This window comes from Ensifer sp. LC384, assembly GCF_001695865.1.
Classification (GTDB): Bacteria; Pseudomonadota; Alphaproteobacteria; order Rhizobiales; family Rhizobiaceae; genus Ensifer.
Genome location: NZ_MBST01000006.1, coordinates 13,219 through 30,724, shown reverse-complemented (window position 1 = coordinate 30,724; position 17,506 = coordinate 13,219). Strand labels below are relative to the sequence as shown.

Below are 17,506 nucleotides of genomic sequence, written 5' to 3'. Positions count from 1 at the left end.
TGGGATTTGTTGCAAGAAGTTTGCAAAGCCGTGCAAGAGTGGTTCCCGATGAGCGACAAGATATTCGTCAGTGCGGAGGAAGTGGCAAGGAAGGCCGGCGTTTCCCGGTCAGCGGTTTCGCGCGCATTCACAGCGGGTGCGAGCATCGCGCCGGAGACGCGCCGCAAGGTCATGGAAGCGGCCGAAGCGCTCGGCTATCACGTCAATCATCTCGCTCGCGGGCTGATGCGCAACGAGAGCGGCATCGTCTGCCTCGTCGTTTCCGACCTGGGCACGCCTTACCGATCGGCGTTGATCAAGGCCCTGACCCAGCAGCTGCAGAACGCCGGCAAGATCGCGATGATCGTCAACACGGATCGATCCGACGAACGCGTCGACATGGCGTTGCGTCAGGCGATCCGCTATCGGGCCGATGCCTCGATCGTGCTGTCCGGCATGCCGGACAAATCGCTGGTCGATCTCTGCGTCAGGAACGGTCAACGCCTGGTTCTCATCAATCGCGACGACGAACATCAGGGACCGCTCAGGATCAACCTCGATGAGGAGGGCACGGCGCAGAGCGTCGTGACCGCATTCCTGCGGGCGGGCTGTCGCCGGCTCGCCTTTGCCAATTCGGAAGCGGGCACGCCAAGCCTGATGGCCCGCGAAGTGGGCTTTGTCGCCGCCGCGCGGGAGCAGGGGCTCGACGTGACCGTCGAGCGTTTCGGCCCGACGGGTTACGAAAGCGGCAAGGTCCTGGCGCAGCGGCTGATGACCCGTCGCGAGCGCCCGGATGCGGTCTTTTGTGTCACCGATCTCGTAGCGCTCGGCTTCATGGACGCAGCCCGGCACCAGTTTTCGCTGTCGATCCCGCAGGATCTCTGCGTCGTCGGCTTCGACGACATTCCGCAGGCTGCCTGGAATTCCTACGATCTGACGACATTCGCCCAGCCGATCGACGAGATCGCGACGGCGGCGGTGGCGTGGCTGATGAGCGACGACGTCGGGCAATCGCAATCGCTGCGCCTGAACGCCCCCTTCGTCTGGCGCCGGTCGGTGCGCAGCGCCTGATCGAGCAGAGACCGGCCAGCGGCAAGGCGCCGCCGAAATCAGCTTTCGATAGGGCGTCGACCACGCGTCAGAGCGGCATCGATGCGTGCGCCGTGGGCTGCAAACACAGACCATAGCCACAGCATGATCCAAAGCATCATGAGCCAGGCGAGCACGACGTCCGAGAGAAAATGGGCGCCGAAGGCGACGCGGTTGAGCGAGAAGGCGAGCACGACAGGGATCAAGGCGAGGATCGCCGTCCGACGCCATCGCACCGGTAGCAGCAGCGCCAATGCAATCAAGGCAATCGCTGTGGCCGACTCACCGGAGGCAAACGAACAGCTACGCGAGCAGACGCCAGAGACCTGCCAGGCCGGCGTAAACGGCAGGGTTCCGCCGAATTCGACGATCTCGGAGGGGCGGGCGCGACCAACCAACGTTTTCAGAAACTGGATGGCAAGGCCCGGGCCGAGCCCATAGAAGGTTAGGAAAAACAGCATCTTGTGCGGACGCGGCAACCAGGCGCGCGGCGCTGCAATTTGTGCAGCAAGCATGGTCGCCACAGCGGGCAGGATCAAAAGCGGGATCACGCGGTTGAAATCGCGCAGCAGACGCAGCGCGTGTTCCCGCGACAGCGGAAAATCTGCGTCACCGGTCGCCGCCCAGCGGGACACAGCGAGATCGATACCGGGAAAGGCCATGAAGATGAAGCCGGCAAAGATCGTCGCGGAGGAGGCCGCCTGGATCGCGTGCTCCTGGATGTAAGCGCGCGCGTGGGCAAGCCATGTCCGGGGATTGGCAACCTGCCACAAGATGCCGGCAGTAGGTGTCGTGGTGGATTGCAGGATGCTGGACATTCCGAATGCTCGCGATGAAAAAATATGAGGAGGTGCGAGCGGAAGAGTTGCGGTTGACTGTCAAGGAAGGGCGGGGAACTGGAGAAGGCTGGGAGCGGAACGCAAATCAGCCTTTCGACGTGTTGCTTGAGCCGTTGGGCCAGGCATTTTTACCGCAAAATCAGGTTCAGAGGCCCAGGCATCGGGCGCCACAGCTATGGGGCCGAAGGCAATGGCGGCGACACTCGGTTCGCTTTGTCAAGAAATGGCGGAGAAACGAAGAACGCTTGATGCGGAACGCTCGGTGACGGCGCCGAGGGCCACCCGGATGAATTGCATGCCGGATTTTTTCGTCCCATAAGCTCGTTGCCACAACACATGCGCGAGGAGTTTGCAGATGATCGACAAGGGGCTCATCCTTTTGGTCGAGGACGAGCCGGAGATCGCGCAGATTCTCGATGCCTATCTCGTGCGCGACGGCTTCCGGACGGTGCGGGCTGCCGACGGCGAAACTGCGCTTACCCATCACGCGGTGCTTTCGCCGGATCTGGTTCTTCTCGACGTGCGCATCCCGCGGCTCGATGGTTTCGAAGTGCTGGCGCGCATCCGTCGTGAGAGCAACACGCCGACGATCATGGTGACGGCCCTCGCCGAAGATCTCGATCGGCTCGCGGGCCTGCGGCTCGGCGCGGATGACTATGTCGTCAAGCCGTTCAACCCGCAGGAAGTCGTGGCCCGCGTCAATGCTGTGCTGCGGCGCACACGCAACGGCGCCGGCGCGACGGTATTGCGCTTCGAAAACGTCGAGGTCGACCTCGACGCCCATGCCGCCTTCGTTGACAACAGCGGCAAGCGCCAGTCCTTGCCGCTGACGCTCAGCGAATTCCGCATCCTCGCCCACATGATCCGCCGCCCGACGCATGCCTTCGAACGCGCCGACATACTCGATGCCTGCCTTCCGGACAGCGATGCGCTGGCACGCACGGTCGATACCCACGTCGCCAATCTCCGCCGCAAGCTCGAGGATCTCGGTGCCTGCGGCTTCTTCACCGCGGTTCGCGGCGTCGGCTACCGTTTCGTGGAGCCGAGATGAAAATCAGAATGTCGCGAATGCCGCTCAGTGTTCTCACCGCCATGCTTCAGGCGGTCCTGCTCGTGGTCAGTGTTTGCATCGTCTATTTCGGCGTCATGTGGATCGAGTCGGACCTCGAGGAGCGACTGCTGAAGCGGATGCCGCGCGGTGCCGCCCAGGCATACAAAGACATCAATGCCGGCCGCATGCCCGAGGAGGAGCACCTTCGGGTGCTCGTCACCAACATTCCCGAGATAGAGGAGTGGGGCAACAACGAGGTCGATCTGTCGATCATCACCTTCGGCGCCATTGCTGCGGCAACCTGCAGTCTGATTGGCTATTGGCTTGCGCGCAAGATCAGCCGTCCGCTGGAGCTTCTCGCCAGGGCAACCGAGGACCTGCGTGCGGGTGATTTCGCAGTCCGTGTCGGCTCTGTGCGGAAGGGGGCGAAGGAAGTGGCGACGTTGATCAAGACCTTCGATGAACTGGCGGCCGAACTCGAAAGCATGGAAAGCCGTCTGCGCTTCAACACGATGGCCGTGGCCCACGAACTGCGCACGCCCCTGACAATATTGCAGGGCAACCTGCAGGGCATGGCCGACGGTGTCTTTCCGCTCGAACAGGAGCGCGTGCGGCAACTCCTCGTGCAGGTGGAAGGGTTGTCCGCGCTGGTCGAGGACCTGCGCACCCTGTCGCTTGCAGCGGGCCAGAAACTCGTGACGCAGCGCAGCGCCGTCGATCTTTCTGCCGAGGCGACGCAGGTGCTCGGCGCATCCCGCACCATTCTGGCTGCCGCCGGCCTCTCGCTTGAGGCAGCACTTGAGCCGGCGGTCGTGTCTGGCGATTCCCAGCGCCTGCGCCAGGCCTTGCTTGCGCTCGTCGAAAACGCCTGTCGTTATGCGGCATCTGGCGGCGTGCTTCGCTGCGAGACCGGTGCGCGTGGTACCGACGAGGCCTTCATCCGTGTACTTGATCGCGGACCGGGGCTTCCGGACGATGTATCGACCCACTCGATCGACCTGTTCTGGCGCGGTGACGCGTCACGTTCGCGGGCAACCGGCGGGACAGGCCTTGGCCTGTCCGTCGTGCAGGCGATTGCCAAGGCCCATGGCGGCCGGCTGGAATTCGCAGCGCGCCCCGGCGGCGGAGCGATGATCACCATAATGCTGCCGCGCGAAAGCGCCGCCTGAACACCACTGGGCATCAGCGTGAACAGGGCTTGATCGGCGGCCATTGCACCGTTCGGCGAAAGCCCTATGGCCGTTTTGCGCGTGCGCGTAGACGGCTCTGCGGATTGCGCTCAATTCCCGATCACCTCTCCGCATTCCCTTGACAAACAGCGGGCAAACCCAGCGGTGCCGGATATCCCGGCGATGCTTGGACAAGCATTTGCTTTCAAGGAATTACATCATGTCCCTGGAAGGTCGTTTGCAGCAATACAGCGCTCGATCGGACTTGCCGTCGCTCGCTGACGAACGCGAAGAGAGGGTCGAAACCTTGCTGCCGTCCGTTGGCTTCGCCGCCGCCGCCAACATGCCAGCGCGGGATCGATCGGACCGGCGGATCCTGTGGCAGGTTCTCAAACTTGGCGGGCGGCTCACCTGGAAGCGCGCGGTCGTTTTCTCGATGCGCCTTGTCCGTCACCCGGTGCTGACGACGCGCTGGCTGGTGTTTCTCGGCGCGTTCGGCGACCGCTACAAGTTGGGTCTTCCGCACGACGATCTCATCCGCAAATCGGTCCCGACATTTCTGCTGCATGGCGCGTCGTCCCGGCGTCGTCTCGAATTGTTGATGAACCACTTCGATGTCGCGAGCGAGGTTCTGTCGCGCCGGTCGCTGATGGCGCTCTGGCGCGGCGCGTCGATGGAAATGGGCACGGTCGGAGGCCGTATTGAAAACTACAGCATCCAGTTGCTGCTGGCCGACCATTGCGGCGGCCGCCATGAGGGTGCTTTCGCTATCCGGCTCAGCCGGCAAAGCGATCGCTGCGCGCTTTGCACTGTCAGCTTTGCCTTCGTGCGCTGCGGCGACGAGGCCTATAGTCTGGCGATCGGCGGCATGCAGGGCCCGCGCGGCGGCGACGGGAAACGCGCGTTGATTACCGCGACCCGCGACCTTGGCGGCCTGCGGCCGAAAGATGCCGTTTTGCTCACGCTTCAGGGGCTCGCCTCCGAGGGCAACGCTTCGCACCTCTACGCCGTCTCCAACGACAAGCATGTGATCAATCGTCGGCGGCGCAAGCGCCGCCGGATGATGGTCGCCGATCTTGATGCCTATTGGCGCGACAGGGGCGGCGAACCGTCCGATCCGTTTGGCTTCAGTCTCCCGATTGGTGATGGCCAGGCCAATGAGGACGGCAACAGGCGCGACCAGAGCAAACGTGCATTTCGCGACATCGGCGCTTGGTTCTACTGACCGCCGGCGCATGATCGGCCATTTCCTTGGGTCGGCTGACGGAGTGTGTCATGACAGCACTACGCCAAGTTGCGCGTTGCAAGTTATGTTATGGGCGAATCGAATCTGCAACTGGAGGCAAAGCGTGACGAGAGCCGTCGCCAAGGGGACGAAATCCCATACTGGTGGATGCCTTTGCGGGGCAATCCGTTTTGAGGCACAAGGGCCGGCCGGGAAGCCGCACACGTGCTCCTGCAAACTTTGCCAGCGGCATTCGGGTGCGCTGACCGTCGCCTGGGTCGAATTTCCAAAGGAGGCTGTTGCCTGGATCGGACCGGGTGGTGCACCCTCGACCTATCGCTCCTCGGACTATTCCAGCCGGGCCTTCTGCGGCACGTGCGGCGGCACGATCGGTGCTATCGATGATGCACCTGTCGTGGCTCTGGTTCTTGGCGGTTTCGACAAGACCAGTGCGGCAGATTTGATCCCGGTGTCGCACAGCTACCGTGGCGGACGCCCGAAATGGTGGCATGTCGAATGCGTCAAGCCGACGGCTGAATAGCCGCCGGCGATTGATGACCCGGACCTTTCGCGCGGCCCCGGTGCCGACGTTTAGAACAGGTTCGCCACAACCGAGCCGATGGCAATGGTGCCGAACGCAATCAGGACGAGGCCCGAAAGGCGCGACACCCAGGTGACAAAACTGTCAGGCACGCGCGTGCGGGCAAGAGCCACCCCGCCGCTCAAAAGCATCCACCAGGCAAGCGAGCCGAGGAATACGCCGGCAACGACAATGGCGGCGTTGCCTATCCCGCCGGTCTTCGCCAGGCCGAGGACGGCAAAGAACGCGGCAAAGGACAGGATCGTCAGCGGGTTGGCGATCGTCAGCAGGAACGTTGCTGCGGTCGTCTGGATGAGATCGCGCGCACCAACCTGTGCTGCGGCCGCGACCGGGCTCGGTTGAAGCCCTCGCCAGCCAAGCCAGATCATGAAGGCGCCGCCGAGCAGGCTGAGTGGCGTCGACACCATGGCGAGCATGGTCGCAAAGGCGGCAAATCCGGCGGCCGCAAGCAGTGCGTAACTGGCATCGGCAAGTGCCGTCCCCAATCCGCCGGCGACGCCGGCCCAGAAGCCACGCTCGAGCGTGCGGTTGATGCACAGCGCGCCGATCGGGCCGAGAGGGGCGGCGATGGCCAGGCCGAGCAGTAGGCCTTTTCCAAACAACAATGCAGACATCGCTCAGCGCTCCGGGCTGGTGAACTGGGTTTCCCTGACGGTCGACAAGGCAATCACGGTCTCGCTTCGGGCGAGAAAACGTCGGCGCTTGAGCTCTGCCAGGAAAGGCTCGATATCGCCGAGGGATGGCATGCGCACCTTGACGCAATAGGACCAGGCGCCGGTGACGTGATGGCACTCGGCGACCGCGGGATGATCGGCCATGAAGGTGCGAAACGCGGCCTCATCCGCATCGGGCGAAAGGCCAACCCAGACAAAGGCGAGCACGTCGAGCCCGAGCGCGCGATGGTCGGCATCGATGGTGAAACGGCGGATCACGCCGCTTGCGACGAGCCGGCGAATGCGTTCGTTGACGGAGGAGGGCGACAGCTCCACGGCCGCACCGATATCGGTCAATGACCGGCGGGCGTCCTGCGCCAGGATCCCAATGATTTTTCTGTCTATCTCATCCATTTCCAATGAATACGTGGAAAATAACAAAACGTACAGCAAAATCATTGGAAGGAATTTGGTGTAGCCGAAAAATCGACGGTGTCGCTCAGTCGATATCCCTAAGGGCGTCGAGCGGGCCGGTCAGCGCCGTGCGCGGCTGGACGAGTTCGGGACTGATCAGGTGAATGCGGGGCTGCGGCCGCCCCTCCTCGATCACCTCGAACGCCTTGGTGATCATGCCCTCGACATCCTGCCTGATCATGATGACCGGGAAGGGCAGGAACGAGGCGAAGGGGTCGTAGTCGTAGCAGCCGACGACGAGATCGGCGAAGTTCTCGTGCGGGTGGCCGGCCATGAAGCGCAGCAGTCCCTCGAAGTTGATCGAGGAGTTGACGAACAGGCCGCGCGGCAGCTTGCCGTGTTTCTCGTAGAAGGCTTCGAAAGCAAGCCTTGCATTGTTGGGAGCGTAGCCGGTCGGCTGGATGCAGCCGTCCGGATCGTCTCCCAGAAGCTCGCGCTTCACGGCGCGGAAGCCGCGGATACGCTCCCGGCTGGCGTGGTCGTCGCGACCGCCGAAGAGGTAGAGTTCGTCCGGCCGAAGCGGCTGATCCGCCGGAAAATGGCGGATGATCGCTTCTGTCAACATCCGGCCGCCTTCGTAGTTGTCGCTGATGACGGACGGAACCTTGGTGCCCGGTAGGTCGATATTGATGTGCTTCAGGCCGACGGTCTCGCAGACCTCGTGCACGCCGTCCGGGTCGGTCGCGCCGCAGATGAACAGCTCGTCGATCGAATAGGAGATCAGCGTTTCGGCGGTCTTGCGCTCCTCTTCCGGGTCACGGCTGGCGCTGACGACGATCGGGCATTGCCCCTTGCTCCTGACGTGCGCCTCGAAGGTCTGTGCCATCGAGGAGAAGTAGCGGTTGTCGTGGACGGGCAGCAGCAGGCCGATCAGGCCGGAGCGGGAACTGCGTAATCCGCGCGCCTGACGGTTGGCGGTATATTGGTGGGTTTCCGCCAGGTCCCGGATCAGCGCCGCCGTGCTCTCCTTGATCCGCCGCTTCTGCCAGGTGCCATTCAGAACCGCACTCACGGTTGAAGGCGAGCTGCCGGATAGCACCGACAAGTCGTAGATCGTCGCCTTCTTCTTGCTGCTCTTCGTCATCCACGTGCCTCCCTCATCGTCTTAGTGCCGATTTCCCCTTGACGAAAGATTAAGTCTGCACAATAGTCTTTGCACCATCGATTGTGCAAACAAGAAATATCGATTGTGCATGCGATGGGCCGTCTGAGGAGGCGGCGATCAGGGAGGCGGGAATTCGTTCCCTGCCAGTTGCGATTTGAAACTGGAGGCCGGCGCTTTTGCAGCCGGGCGTGTTCCCCGTGGGGAACGAGTGGAGGAGAGACATGATCAAGAAAATTCTGGTCGCCGCTCTGGCGACATCGCTGTCGCTTGCCGGTGCGGCTGCCGCATTCGCTCAGGATGCCGGAAAGGTCGGCGTCGTGGTCAAGATCGGCGGTATTCCTTGGTTCAATGCCATGGAGGCCGGCATCAAGGAGCGTGGCCAAAAGCTCGGCCTCGACGCCTTCATGGTCGGCCCGACGAGCGCCGATCCGGCGCTGCAGGTGCGCGCCATCGAGGATCTGATCGCCCAGGGCGTGAAGGTCATCGGCGTCGTGCCCAACGATGCCAAGGTTCTGGAACCGGTTCTGACCAAGGCGAAGGAAAAGGGCATCATTGTCATCACCCATGAATCGCCGAGCCAGAAGGGCGCCGACTGGGACTTTGAGCTGGCGTCTTCGACCGGCTTCGGTGAGGCGCACGGCAAGCTGCTTGCCGAGAAAATGGGCGGCAAGGGCGAATATGCCGTCTTCGTCGGCTCCTTGACCGTGCCGCTGCACAATGCCTGGGCCGATGCGGCGATCGCTTACATCAAGAAGAACCACTCGGATATGACTTTGGTCGGCGAACGCTACGGCGTTGCCGAAGACGTCGACAAGAGCCGCTCGACCGCGCTCGATCTGATCTCGGCCCATCCGAACCTGAGGGGCTTCCTTGCTTTCGGTAGCCAGGGACCGATCGGGGCAGGGCGTGCCGTGGAAGAGCGCCGCAAGGTCGGTGAGATCTTCGTGCTCGGCCCGTTCTCGCCGGGCCAGGGACAGAAGCTGGTGAAGTCGGATGCGATCTCCGGCGGCTTCATGTGGAATCCGAAGCAGGCGGGCGAGGTGTTCGTGACGCTCGCCGACAAGTTGATGAAGGGTGAGGAAGTCAAGGACGGCGACGAGATCGAAGGTCTCGGCAAGGTCAAGCCGGACTTCGAAAACCGCAACATCATCGTCGATCAGCTGGTGCCGATCAACAAGGATACGGTCGCGGACCTCGCGGCCATGGGGCTCTGATCCGCTACGGCGCCGCGCGCCTTATCGGGCGCGCAAAGGCCGCCGTCGCACTTTGAATTGCTGCATGTTTTTGTCCCTAAGTCGGCTTCGATTTAAGGAAACATGCAGTGGGTTCTCCCGGCTGCTGGGCCGGCTTCGGCCGGCCTGGCAAGTCCCTTCAAAACGGTATTCGGGCACACGTTCATGCACCAGCTTGCGATTGCGGGAGGCAGCGAAAAGCCGCTTCTGTCCCTGCACGACATCAACATGACCTTCGGTGGCGTCAAGGCGCTCAGGAATGTGAGCTTCGACGTTCGCCCGGGCGAGGTCCATTGCCTTGCCGGCGAAAACGGCTGCGGCAAGAGCACCCTGATCAAGATCATCACCGGCGTTTACCGCCCGGCCGAAGGTGCGTCGATCGAATATGACGGCGAGACCTATTCGCACATGTCGCCGGTCACTGCACACGATCGCGGCATCCAGGTCATCTGGCAGGACCTGGCGCTTTTCCCGGAAATGAGCGTGGCTGAAAACATTGCCTTCCAGACCGTCCTCGGCCGCTGGCCGAAGCTGGTGGATTACGGCCGCATGCGAAAGATCGCGACGGAAGCGCTTGAGCGCCTCGGCATCACGCTCGACGTCGACCTGCCGCTCAAGGAATATGCGATCGCCCAGCGCCAGATCGTGGCGATCGCCCGCGCACTTGTCGGCGAAGCGAAGCTCGTTTTCATGGATGAGCCGACCGCGTCGCTGACCCAGTCGGAAACCGACCATCTGCTCGACATCGTCCGCGGCCTTTCGGCCGCCGGCGTCGCCGTGGTCTTCGTCAGCCACCGCCTTGCGGAAGTGCTGGAAATTTCAAGCCGCATCACCGTGCTGCGCGACGGCGCGCTGGTCGGCGTCTACCCCGCAGCCGGCATGACGCAATCGCGCATCACCGAGCTGATGACCGGAAAGACCTTCGACCAGCAGGTCCGCGCCAAATCCAGGCAGGATCAGCCTGTGGTGCTCGAGGTAAAGGGTTTGAGCCGGCCCGGCCAGTTCGACGACATATCGCTGACCGTCAGGCGCGGCGAGACGCTGGGCATTACCGGTCTTCTCGGTGCCGGCAGAACCGAACTCGCGCAGACGCTTTTCGGCATGCTGCAACCGGCGGCCGGTACGATCATGCTCGACGGCAAGCCGGTCCGTTTCTCCTCCAACCGCGATGCCATCAAGGCGGGTGTCGCCTATCTCTCCGAGGACCGCCTGTCGCTCGGCCTGATCCAGCCACAGTCGATCTCCGACAATCTGGTCATCGGCTCGCTTGGCAAGATCGTTTCGGGCGGGTTCCTGTCGGATGAGCACAAGCGCAAGCTCGTTGCCGGATGGATCGCCGATCTCGGTGTGAAGATCGGCCTGCAGGGCGACGCGATCTCGACCCTTTCCGGCGGCAACCAGCAGCGCATCGCCATCGCCAAGTGGCTTGCGACCGACCCGAAGCTGCTGATCCTCGACGCGCCCACGGTCGGCGTCGACGTCGGCGCGCGTGCCGGCATCTTCGACATCGTCGCCAAGCTCGCCGACGCGGGGCTTGCCATCATTCTGATCTCCGACGAGGTCCCCGAGGTCTATTTCAATGCCGATCGCGTCCTGCACATGGCGCAGGGCCGCATCGTCGGCAGCTACGATCCCCGCAGCGCTTCGCTCGCCGAAATCGAGGGAGCGGTCTATGCGTAGTTTCGCCCGCACCCATGCGACGGAAGTCGCGCTGCTCGCCGTCATCGCTGTCATCTGCACGGTGCTGTCGTTTGCCACCGCCAATTTCTTCTCGCTCGGCAACGCCTTCGATCTCCTGAACACGAGTTCGGTCAACATCATCTTCGCCGTCGGCCTGCTCGTCGTCCTCATCGCCGGCGGCATCGACATCTCCTTCGCGGTCGCCGCCTCGGTCGTGCAGTACGGCACGGCGATCGCGCTCGGCTGGATCGGCGGCGGCGGCTGGGTCTCCGGCCTCGTCATCGCCGGGTCGCTTGGCATTTTCCTCGGCGCGATCAACGCGCTGCTGATCCACCGCTTCCGCATCATCTCGATCGTCGCGACGATATCGACCTTCAACATCTATTTCGGCCTGCTGATGTTCTTCACCAAGGGCGTGTCGATCTACGACTTGCCGGAATGGCTGACGGATCGCGTCGTGTTGTTCGAGCACGAAATGGCCGACGGCAGCTGGATCGAGATCACCCTTCCGGTGCTGGTGATGGTGCTTTGCGTCATCGCCACCTGGGCGCTGATCACCCGCACGACCACCGGTCGGCAACTCTATGCCTTCGGCGACAATCCGGAGGGTGCGCGCCGCTTCGGCATCAACATCGGTGCCATGCAGTTCATCGCCTTCGGCTGGCTCGGCCTGATGGCCGGCATCGGCGGGCTGGTGCAGGCGCACTACGCGCAGGAAGTGGTGCCGAATGCGCTCTACGGGCGCGAACTCGACGTACTCGCGGCAGTCGTTCTCGGTGGCGCAAGGCTTGGTGGCGGCAAAGGCTCGGTGCTCGGCTGCGTGCTCGGCGTGCTCCTGATCGCAATCACCCAGAACGGCTTGAACCTGATGGGCGTTTCGCCCTTCGCCTTCAAGATGATTGTCGGCGCCATCATTCTGATCGCCATCACCCTTTCCAACACCAGCATCGAACGGCTTCTGCCCTTCGTAAGCCAGAAAGGCGCACGCCGATGACACGCTTTTCGGACCGCCTGAAGGCATGGTTCGGACCGGAAATGGCGGGGCCCGGGTTGGCGCTGGTCGCCGTGATCCTGGTGTTCGGCCTCGCGTCGCCGCAGTTCCTGAGTGCGGCGACCTTTGGCTCGGTTGCATTCCAGCTTCCCGAGCTTGGGTTGCTGACCCTGGCGATGCTACTGCCGATCCTGACCGGCGGCTTGAACCTTGCCGTGACCTTCACCGCCAATATCGCCGGCCTGACGCTTGCCTGGGTCCTGCAGGCGAATGGTGGGGCGGATGCCGGCGCCGGTGCTTTCGCCCTTGGTTGTATCCTGGCCGTGATGGTCGGGGCCGCAAGCGGCGTCGTGATGGGCCTGGTCATTGCCTTTACCCGCGCGCACCCGATCCTCGTTTCGCTGTCGATGATGATCTTCCTGCGCGGGCTGGGCGAGTTTCTGACGCGCGGCGGCGATGTCTCCGGCTTCCCGGCCTTCATCGGTCCGCTCGGTCACGGCTCGATCGCGGGCATACCGGTGCCGCTGATCGTCTTCATCGTCTGCGTGCTGGCCTGGCATGTGCTGTTGACCCGAACCAAGCTCGGCTTCAACACCTATATGATCGGCTCCAATCTCGAGGCGACGCGCTATTCCGGCATCAATACCCGCAAGGTGATCGTCCTCGTCTACACGCTCTCAGGGGCGATGTGCGCCATTGCCGGCATCATCATGCTGGCGCGGTTCAACTCGGTGCGCATCGGCCACGGCGAATCCTATCTCCTGATCACGGTGCTGGCCTGCTTCCTCGGCGGGGTCAATCCGTTCGGCGGTTTCGGCCGGGTCCTTCCGGTATTCGTGGCGCTTGTCGTGCTGCAATTGTTGTCGTCCGGGCTCAATCTGATCGGTGCCAACCAGCATCTGGCCACCGCGGTCTGGGGCCTGCTGCTCGTCGGCGTCATGGTGCTGCGCTTCGCCGCCTCCAAGTTCAAGATTTCATTTGTCAGAAAAGGAACGTGATCATGCAGGGTTTTGGCGTCCATACGAGCATGTGGACCATGAATTGGGATCGGTCCGGTGCCGAGCGGGCAGTCGCCGCGGCGGTCAAGTACAAGGTCGATTTTATCGAGATCCCCATGCTCAATCCGCCGGCTGTCGACACCGCCCACACCAAGGCGCTCTTGGAGAAGAACAAGCTGCGCGCGGTCTGCTCGCTCGGTCTGCCTGAACGCGCCTGGGCTTCCGTCCGGCCGGATGCCGCGATCGAGCACTTGAAGATCGCGATCGACAAGACGGCTGATCTCGGCGGCGAAGCGCTGTCCGGGGTCATCTATGGCGGCATCGGCGAGCGCACCGGCGTTCCGCCGACCGAGGCTGAATACGACAACATCGCCCGCGTGCTGACGGCTGCGGCCAAGCACGCCAAGACGCGCGGCATCGAACTTGGCGTCGAGGCGGTGAACCGCTACGAGAACCATCTGATCAACACCGGCCGGCAGGCCGTCGACATGATCAAGCGGGTCGGAGCCGACAATGTCTTCGTGCATCTCGACACCTACCACATGAACATCGAGGAAAAGGGCATCGGCACCGGCATTCTCGATGCGCGCGAGCATATCAAATACATCCACCTCTCCGAGAGCGACCGCGGCACACCGGGCTATGGCAACTGCGCCTGGGATGAGATCTTCGCGACGCTTGCGGCGATCGGCTTCAAGGGCGGGCTTGCCATGGAGAGCTTCATCAACATGCCGCCGGAAGTCGCCTATGGCCTCGCCGTCTGGCGACCGGTCGCCAAGGACGAGGAAGAAGTGATGGGCAACGGCCTGCCGTTCCTGCGCAACAAGGCCAAGCAATACGGGCTGATCTAGAGGGACGGCGATCCGGCCTTTGGCGGCCCGAAAAGTGACGGGAGGCGCGGCATCATGCCAACACCATCACGCAACGAGCAGGGCACGATAGCGGTGCTTGACGTCGGCAAGACCAACGTCAAGCTCAACGCCGTCACGGCGGATGGTATCGTGCTTGAGACGCTCAGCATCCCCAATCCGGTGCTGCCAGGCACGCCCTGGCGCCATCACGATCTCGGCGCCATCGGCGAGTGGGTTTTTTCCGGCCTCGGCCAACTCGCCCGGCGTCACCCGCTTTCGACCTTCGTCGCCTCCGGACACGGTTCCGGCGGCGTGCTTGTCGGTGACGATCCGCAGCGCGGCGACGGCACGGCCCTGCCGATGATCGACTACGAACAGCCGTTGCCTGAGGTTATCCGCGCAGGGTATGCCCCGCTATCCGGCTCGTTCTTCGATCGCGGCAGCGCGATGATGCATGCGTCGACGCATCAGGCACGGCAACTCTACTGGATGCAGGAGCGCGAGCCCGAAGCTTTTTCACGGGCACGCTGGTATCTCGGCCTGCCGCAATACTGGGCCTGGCGGCTCTCCGGCGTGGCGACCTCAGAGACGAGCCTGCTCGGTGCGCAATCGCATCTCTGGAACGTGGCGGAACGGCATTTCGCGCCGATCGTCGAGGCGCGTGGCTGGCGCAGGCCGATGCCGCCCTTTGCCCAGGCCTGGCAGGACCTCGGGCCGGTGCGCGCGGCTTTGGCGCGCCGTCATGGCTTGCCGCAAGAGCTTCGCGTCCTTGTCGGCGCTCACGACAGCAGCTTGAACCACTATCGCTATCACGCCGCCGGACTGAGCGATTTCATCGTCATCTCCACCGGCACCTGGATTGTCGGCTTCTCCGGGCAGACGCCGCTCGACCGGCTCGATGAAGACAGGGGCATGACCTTGAACAGCGACATCTTCGGCAATCCGCTCGGCGGCGTGCTGACGATGGGCGGACGCGAATTTTCATACGTGGCGGGTCAGGAGCCGCCGGACGGGCCTGTGCCCGAACAGATCGTCCGGCGGTTGATCGCCGAGCGCACCATGGCGCTGCCTTCCTTCGGCGACGACAATGGCCTGTTTCCCGGTAGTGCCGGACATGGGCATATCACCGGGCCGAAGCCCGAGACTGCGATGGAGCGCAAGGCACTGGCGCTGCTTTATTGCGCGCTCCTGACCGCCGAATGCGTCGAGGCTTTGGGCGCAGGGCCATCGGTTGTGCTGGACGGCAACTTCCTGCGCGATCCGCTCTATGCCCGCCTTGTCGCGGCCCTGCTGCAGGACCGGCAGGTCCGGTTCAATCTCGATGCCTATGGCGTCGCGTCCGGTGCGGCCCTGCTCGGCGGCCAACGCACACGGACACGGCCGGCGCCGCTTGCCCTGGCCGAGGTTGCCGATATCGCACTGCTGACCGCGGCAATTTCCGACTACGCCGCGCGATGGCGCGCGACTGCGCGCCGGCAAGCCGAACCTGTTTTTCACTGACACGTCGAAAGGAAAGTCCGATGAGCCAGCCCGACATTCTCACTCTTCGCCATGAGATGGTGGATATCTGCCGCCGGATGAATTCGAGCGGCATCAACCAGGGGACGGCCGGCAACCTTTCGGTGCGGATCGGCGATGGCTTCCTCGTCACGCCATCGTCGCTCGCCTACGACACGATGCAGCCGGAAGATCTGGTCGAGATGGATTTTGGGGGTAACTACACGGGCCCTCGGCCATCGTCCGAATGGCGGTTCCACCGCGACATCCTGCGCGAGCGCACGGATATCAACGTGGTTCTTCATTGCCACTCCATTTATGCGACCACGCTTGCCTGCCATCACAAGACCATCCCGAGCTTCCACTATATGACGGGCATTGCCGGTGGAACGACGATCCGCTGCGCCGAATATGCGACCTTCGGAACCCAGGCGCTTTCCAACAACGCGCTCGTGGCACTCAAGGACCGCACCGCCTGCCTTCTCGGGCAGCATGGTCAGATCTCGCTCGGCAAGACGCTGGAATCGGCGCTGTGGATGGCGATCGAAATCGAGACCCTCTCGCGCATGTATGTACAGGCTTTGACGCTCGGCGAGCCCCCGATCCTGCCCGACGATGAGATGGAGCGGGTGATCGCCCAGATGCGCCGGATGAGCTATGGCCAGGCCCCGGACGACGAGGGCGTCAACGACATCGCTCGCCCGCGGGTCGCAAGCTAACGGTGGACCCGTCTTGTCTCGTTGCCGATGCGGCGCTATCAGCGACGTCAGTCACAATCAGGCACCGGAGAGACGAGCGTTCCATGGCGAGCCCCGATATGTCACCCCTTGGTCATGGGCCGAAATTCCCTGGCTCGATTGTCGTCATGGGCGTCTCCGGCAGCGGCAAGACCTCTGTCGGCAAGGCGGTCGCTGCGGCTTGCGGTTATCGCTTCATCGAAGGCGATGCCCTGCATCCGGACGTCAACATTGCCAAGATGTCCGCCGGCATCCCGCTCACCGATGAGGACAGATGGCCCTGGCTCCGGGAAATCGGTCGGCAGCTTTCCCAAGGTGCCGAACCGCTCGTTGTTTCGTGTTCGGCATTGAAGCGGAGTTATCGCGCTTTGTTGCGCGACAGTGCGGGTGGAGATCTGGCCTTCGTCTATCTCCATGGCAGCCGCGACGTTCTCGCAGGCCGAATGCACCACCGCGAAGGGCATTTCATGCCGGCCTCGCTGCTCGACACGCAGCTGGCGACGCTTGAAGAGCCGATCGGCGAGCCTTTGACGGTCGTCGCCGATGTCGATCAATCCGCCGCCGACGTGGTCAAGGCGACGCTGGCGGCGCTCGGCGGCTTGGCATCGTCGAGCACTGGGGCGTCAGGTGATGCTGGTTTCGGCCAGCGTTAGGCCGTTTTTGTCATCAACGCCCTGATCTCCAGCAGCTGCTGCGTCAGCCCCGGCAGGGATGCCGGAAAAGCACCGTCGAGGGCTGCGGTGCCGACCGTGAAGCCGGCGGCGCCGTTGTCAATGGTGGCTTGTATGCGGGCCGCCCTGTCGATCGACCCGGCGACGATCACCGGCTTTTGCACGGCTCCGCACACCGCCCTGATCAAGGCCGGCACGTCGGTTTCGGCGCGGTAGGCAAGAAGGTCCAGCCCATGGACGCCATCGTGGCCCGCCAGATCGATGGCGCTGGCCGTGATGTCTTCGATCGAGCCTTCCAATATGCTCGGATGTCCGGTGATCCGGCCGGGAAAGGGAGAATATCTGATGCCGGTCCCCTCGATCAGCGGAAGCACGTCGGCGACATGCGTGCCACCGAGCAGGTGGTCGACGTCAAGTTTGATCGCTGCCCGGACGGAGGCGATTTCGCTGTCGCGATCAAGCGACACCACTTCAAGGTAGCTTAGCGCACCGCTTTCCTTGATTGTCCGGTTGAGAGCGGCAAGCTCACCAAACGGCAGCCCGATATCCTTGAAGCCGATATGTCGCACGCCCGCAGCGAGCGCCGTCTGCAAGTGGATGGCAGCGTCCGATACGGTACGATCGTTGCGCGTCAGCATGAAAATGAAATCTGGTTCGGACATGT

At 63.1% G+C, this 17,506-nt stretch carries 18 protein-coding genes; 13 read left to right on the top strand and 5 right to left on the bottom strand.

From position 1 onward, the window contains the following. Nucleotides 1-48 precede the first annotated feature (48 nt). Complete coding sequence (locus BC363_RS07540; RefSeq protein ID WP_065787501.1) at nucleotides 49-1,050, top strand: substrate-binding domain-containing protein; 1,002 nt, start codon at nucleotides 49-51, stop codon at nucleotides 1,048-1,050. Between the two features lie 38 nt (nucleotides 1,051-1,088). On the opposite strand, the gene BC363_RS07535 is transcribed toward BC363_RS07540, so the two are convergent. Continuing rightward, nucleotides 1,089-1,886, bottom strand: coding sequence for a phosphatase PAP2 family protein (locus tag BC363_RS07535; RefSeq protein ID WP_083223783.1), 798 nt, complete (start codon nucleotides 1,884-1,886; stop codon nucleotides 1,089-1,091). A gap of 379 nt (nucleotides 1,887-2,265) precedes the next feature. On the opposite strand from BC363_RS07535, the gene BC363_RS07530 reads away from it, so the two are divergent. From BC363_RS07530 to BC363_RS07515, 4 genes are all read left to right on the top strand, one after another. Further along, complete coding sequence (locus BC363_RS07530) at nucleotides 2,266-2,958, top strand: response regulator (RefSeq protein WP_065787503.1); 693 nt, start codon at nucleotides 2,266-2,268, stop codon at nucleotides 2,956-2,958. 17 nt (nucleotides 2,959-2,975) lie between these two features. Continuing rightward, the gene (locus BC363_RS07525; protein ID WP_244519818.1) at nucleotides 2,976-4,127 is read left to right on the top strand and encodes an ATP-binding protein; all 1,152 of its coding nucleotides are present in this window, start codon (nucleotides 2,976-2,978) and stop codon (nucleotides 4,125-4,127) included. A 220-nt stretch (nucleotides 4,128-4,347) separates the two neighbouring features. After that, nucleotides 4,348-5,352 carry a DUF535 family protein gene (locus tag BC363_RS07520; RefSeq protein ID WP_244519817.1) on the top strand — a complete coding sequence of 335 codons (1,005 nt, stop codon included), beginning with the start codon at nucleotides 4,348-4,350 and terminating at the stop codon, nucleotides 5,350-5,352. 124 nt (nucleotides 5,353-5,476) lie between these two features. Further along, entirely contained in the window at nucleotides 5,477-5,893 is a 417-nt protein-coding gene (locus BC363_RS07515) for a GFA family protein (protein WP_065787462.1), read from the top strand. 50 nt (nucleotides 5,894-5,943) lie between these two features. On the opposite strand, the gene BC363_RS07510 is transcribed toward BC363_RS07515, so the two are convergent. From BC363_RS07510 to BC363_RS07500, 3 genes are all read right to left on the bottom strand, one after another. Then, nucleotides 5,944-6,567, bottom strand: coding sequence for a LysE family transporter (locus BC363_RS07510; RefSeq protein ID WP_065787463.1), 624 nt, complete (start codon nucleotides 6,565-6,567; stop codon nucleotides 5,944-5,946). A 3-nt stretch (nucleotides 6,568-6,570) separates the two neighbouring features. Further along, the gene (locus BC363_RS07505; protein ID WP_065787464.1) at nucleotides 6,571-7,020 is read right to left on the bottom strand and encodes an Lrp/AsnC family transcriptional regulator; all 450 of its coding nucleotides are present in this window, start codon (nucleotides 7,018-7,020) and stop codon (nucleotides 6,571-6,573) included. 85 nt (nucleotides 7,021-7,105) lie between these two features. Further along, nucleotides 7,106-8,164, bottom strand: a complete 1,059-nt coding sequence (locus tag BC363_RS07500; RefSeq protein WP_065787465.1) for a LacI family DNA-binding transcriptional regulator — start codon at nucleotides 8,162-8,164, stop codon at nucleotides 7,106-7,108. Between the two features lie 242 nt (nucleotides 8,165-8,406). Between BC363_RS07500 and BC363_RS07495 the strand changes: the two genes are divergently transcribed. The 8 genes from BC363_RS07495 to BC363_RS07460 all read left to right on the top strand — a co-directional run bounded on the left by BC363_RS07495 (nucleotide 8,407) and on the right by BC363_RS07460 (nucleotide 16,824). After that, nucleotides 8,407-9,399, top strand: coding sequence for an autoinducer 2 ABC transporter substrate-binding protein (locus BC363_RS07495; RefSeq protein WP_139109906.1), 993 nt, complete (start codon nucleotides 8,407-8,409; stop codon nucleotides 9,397-9,399). Nucleotides 9,400-9,582: 183 nt separating this feature from the next. Beyond that, complete coding sequence (locus BC363_RS07490; protein ID WP_065787507.1) at nucleotides 9,583-11,097, top strand: sugar ABC transporter ATP-binding protein; 1,515 nt, start codon at nucleotides 9,583-9,585, stop codon at nucleotides 11,095-11,097. Then, entirely contained in the window at nucleotides 11,090-12,091 is a 1,002-nt protein-coding gene (locus BC363_RS07485; protein WP_065787466.1) for an ABC transporter permease, read from the top strand. Before BC363_RS07490 ends, BC363_RS07485 begins: the two co-directional genes overlap by 8 nt. Continuing rightward, a complete protein-coding gene (locus BC363_RS07480) occupies nucleotides 12,088-13,086 on the top strand; it encodes an ABC transporter permease (protein WP_065787467.1) in 999 nt (332 codons plus the stop codon). Before BC363_RS07485 ends, BC363_RS07480 begins: the two co-directional genes overlap by 4 nt. A 2-nt stretch (nucleotides 13,087-13,088) precedes the next feature. Continuing rightward, nucleotides 13,089-13,937 (top strand): sugar phosphate isomerase/epimerase, encoded by an 849-nt coding sequence (locus BC363_RS07475; protein WP_065787468.1) that lies wholly within the window; start codon nucleotides 13,089-13,091, stop codon nucleotides 13,935-13,937. Nucleotides 13,938-13,991: 54 nt separating this feature from the next. Further along, nucleotides 13,992-15,437 carry an FGGY family carbohydrate kinase gene (locus BC363_RS07470; RefSeq protein ID WP_065787469.1) on the top strand — a complete coding sequence of 482 codons (1,446 nt, stop codon included), beginning with the start codon at nucleotides 13,992-13,994 and terminating at the stop codon, nucleotides 15,435-15,437. 20 nt (nucleotides 15,438-15,457) lie between these two features. Further along, nucleotides 15,458-16,153: a class II aldolase/adducin family protein gene (locus tag BC363_RS07465; protein WP_065787470.1), complete on the top strand. Its 696-nt coding sequence runs from the start codon at nucleotides 15,458-15,460 to the stop codon at nucleotides 16,151-16,153. An 83-nt stretch (nucleotides 16,154-16,236) separates the two neighbouring features. Next, nucleotides 16,237-16,824 (top strand): gluconokinase, encoded by a 588-nt coding sequence (locus BC363_RS07460; protein WP_065787471.1) that lies wholly within the window; start codon nucleotides 16,237-16,239, stop codon nucleotides 16,822-16,824. On the opposite strand, the gene BC363_RS07455 is transcribed toward BC363_RS07460, so the two are convergent. Beyond that, nucleotides 16,821-17,504: a 4-hydroxythreonine-4-phosphate dehydrogenase gene (locus tag BC363_RS07455; protein ID WP_065787472.1), complete on the bottom strand. Its 684-nt coding sequence runs from the start codon at nucleotides 17,502-17,504 to the stop codon at nucleotides 16,821-16,823. The genes BC363_RS07460 and BC363_RS07455 overlap by 4 nt on opposite strands. Between the last annotated feature and the right edge of the window lie 2 nt (nucleotides 17,505-17,506).

Bases quoted from the DNA above. Each gene is read 5' to 3' on its own strand.
- BC363_RS07495 (WP_139109906.1), top strand. From the start codon at position 8,407: ATGATCAAGAAAATTCTGGTCGCCGCTCTGGCGACATCGCTGTCGCTT.
- BC363_RS07455 (WP_065787472.1), bottom strand. From the start codon at position 17,504: ATGTCCGAACCAGATTTCATTTTCATGCTGACGCGCAACGATCGTACC.
- BC363_RS07475 (WP_065787468.1), top strand. From the start codon at position 13,089: ATGCAGGGTTTTGGCGTCCATACGAGCATGTGGACCATGAATTGGGAT.
- BC363_RS07480 (WP_065787467.1), top strand. From the start codon at position 12,088: ATGACACGCTTTTCGGACCGCCTGAAGGCATGGTTCGGACCGGAAATG.
- BC363_RS07520 (WP_244519817.1), top strand. From the start codon at position 4,348: ATGTCCCTGGAAGGTCGTTTGCAGCAATACAGCGCTCGATCGGACTTG.
- BC363_RS07465 (WP_065787470.1), top strand. From the start codon at position 15,458: ATGAGCCAGCCCGACATTCTCACTCTTCGCCATGAGATGGTGGATATC.
- BC363_RS07460 (WP_065787471.1), top strand. From the start codon at position 16,237: ATGGCGAGCCCCGATATGTCACCCCTTGGTCATGGGCCGAAATTCCCT.
- BC363_RS07540 (WP_065787501.1), top strand. From the start codon at position 49: ATGAGCGACAAGATATTCGTCAGTGCGGAGGAAGTGGCAAGGAAGGCC.
- BC363_RS07505 (WP_065787464.1), bottom strand. From the start codon at position 7,020: ATGGATGAGATAGACAGAAAAATCATTGGGATCCTGGCGCAGGACGCC.
- BC363_RS07525 (WP_244519818.1), top strand. From the start codon at position 2,976: ATGCCGCTCAGTGTTCTCACCGCCATGCTTCAGGCGGTCCTGCTCGTG.
- BC363_RS07535 (WP_083223783.1), bottom strand. From the start codon at position 1,886: ATGTCCAGCATCCTGCAATCCACCACGACACCTACTGCCGGCATCTTG.
- BC363_RS07500 (WP_065787465.1), bottom strand. From the start codon at position 8,164: ATGACGAAGAGCAGCAAGAAGAAGGCGACGATCTACGACTTGTCGGTG.
- BC363_RS07485 (WP_065787466.1), top strand. From the start codon at position 11,090: ATGCGTAGTTTCGCCCGCACCCATGCGACGGAAGTCGCGCTGCTCGCC.
- BC363_RS07510 (WP_065787463.1), bottom strand. From the start codon at position 6,567: ATGTCTGCATTGTTGTTTGGAAAAGGCCTACTGCTCGGCCTGGCCATC.
- BC363_RS07470 (WP_065787469.1), top strand. From the start codon at position 13,992: ATGCCAACACCATCACGCAACGAGCAGGGCACGATAGCGGTGCTTGAC.
- BC363_RS07490 (WP_065787507.1), top strand. From the start codon at position 9,583: ATGCACCAGCTTGCGATTGCGGGAGGCAGCGAAAAGCCGCTTCTGTCC.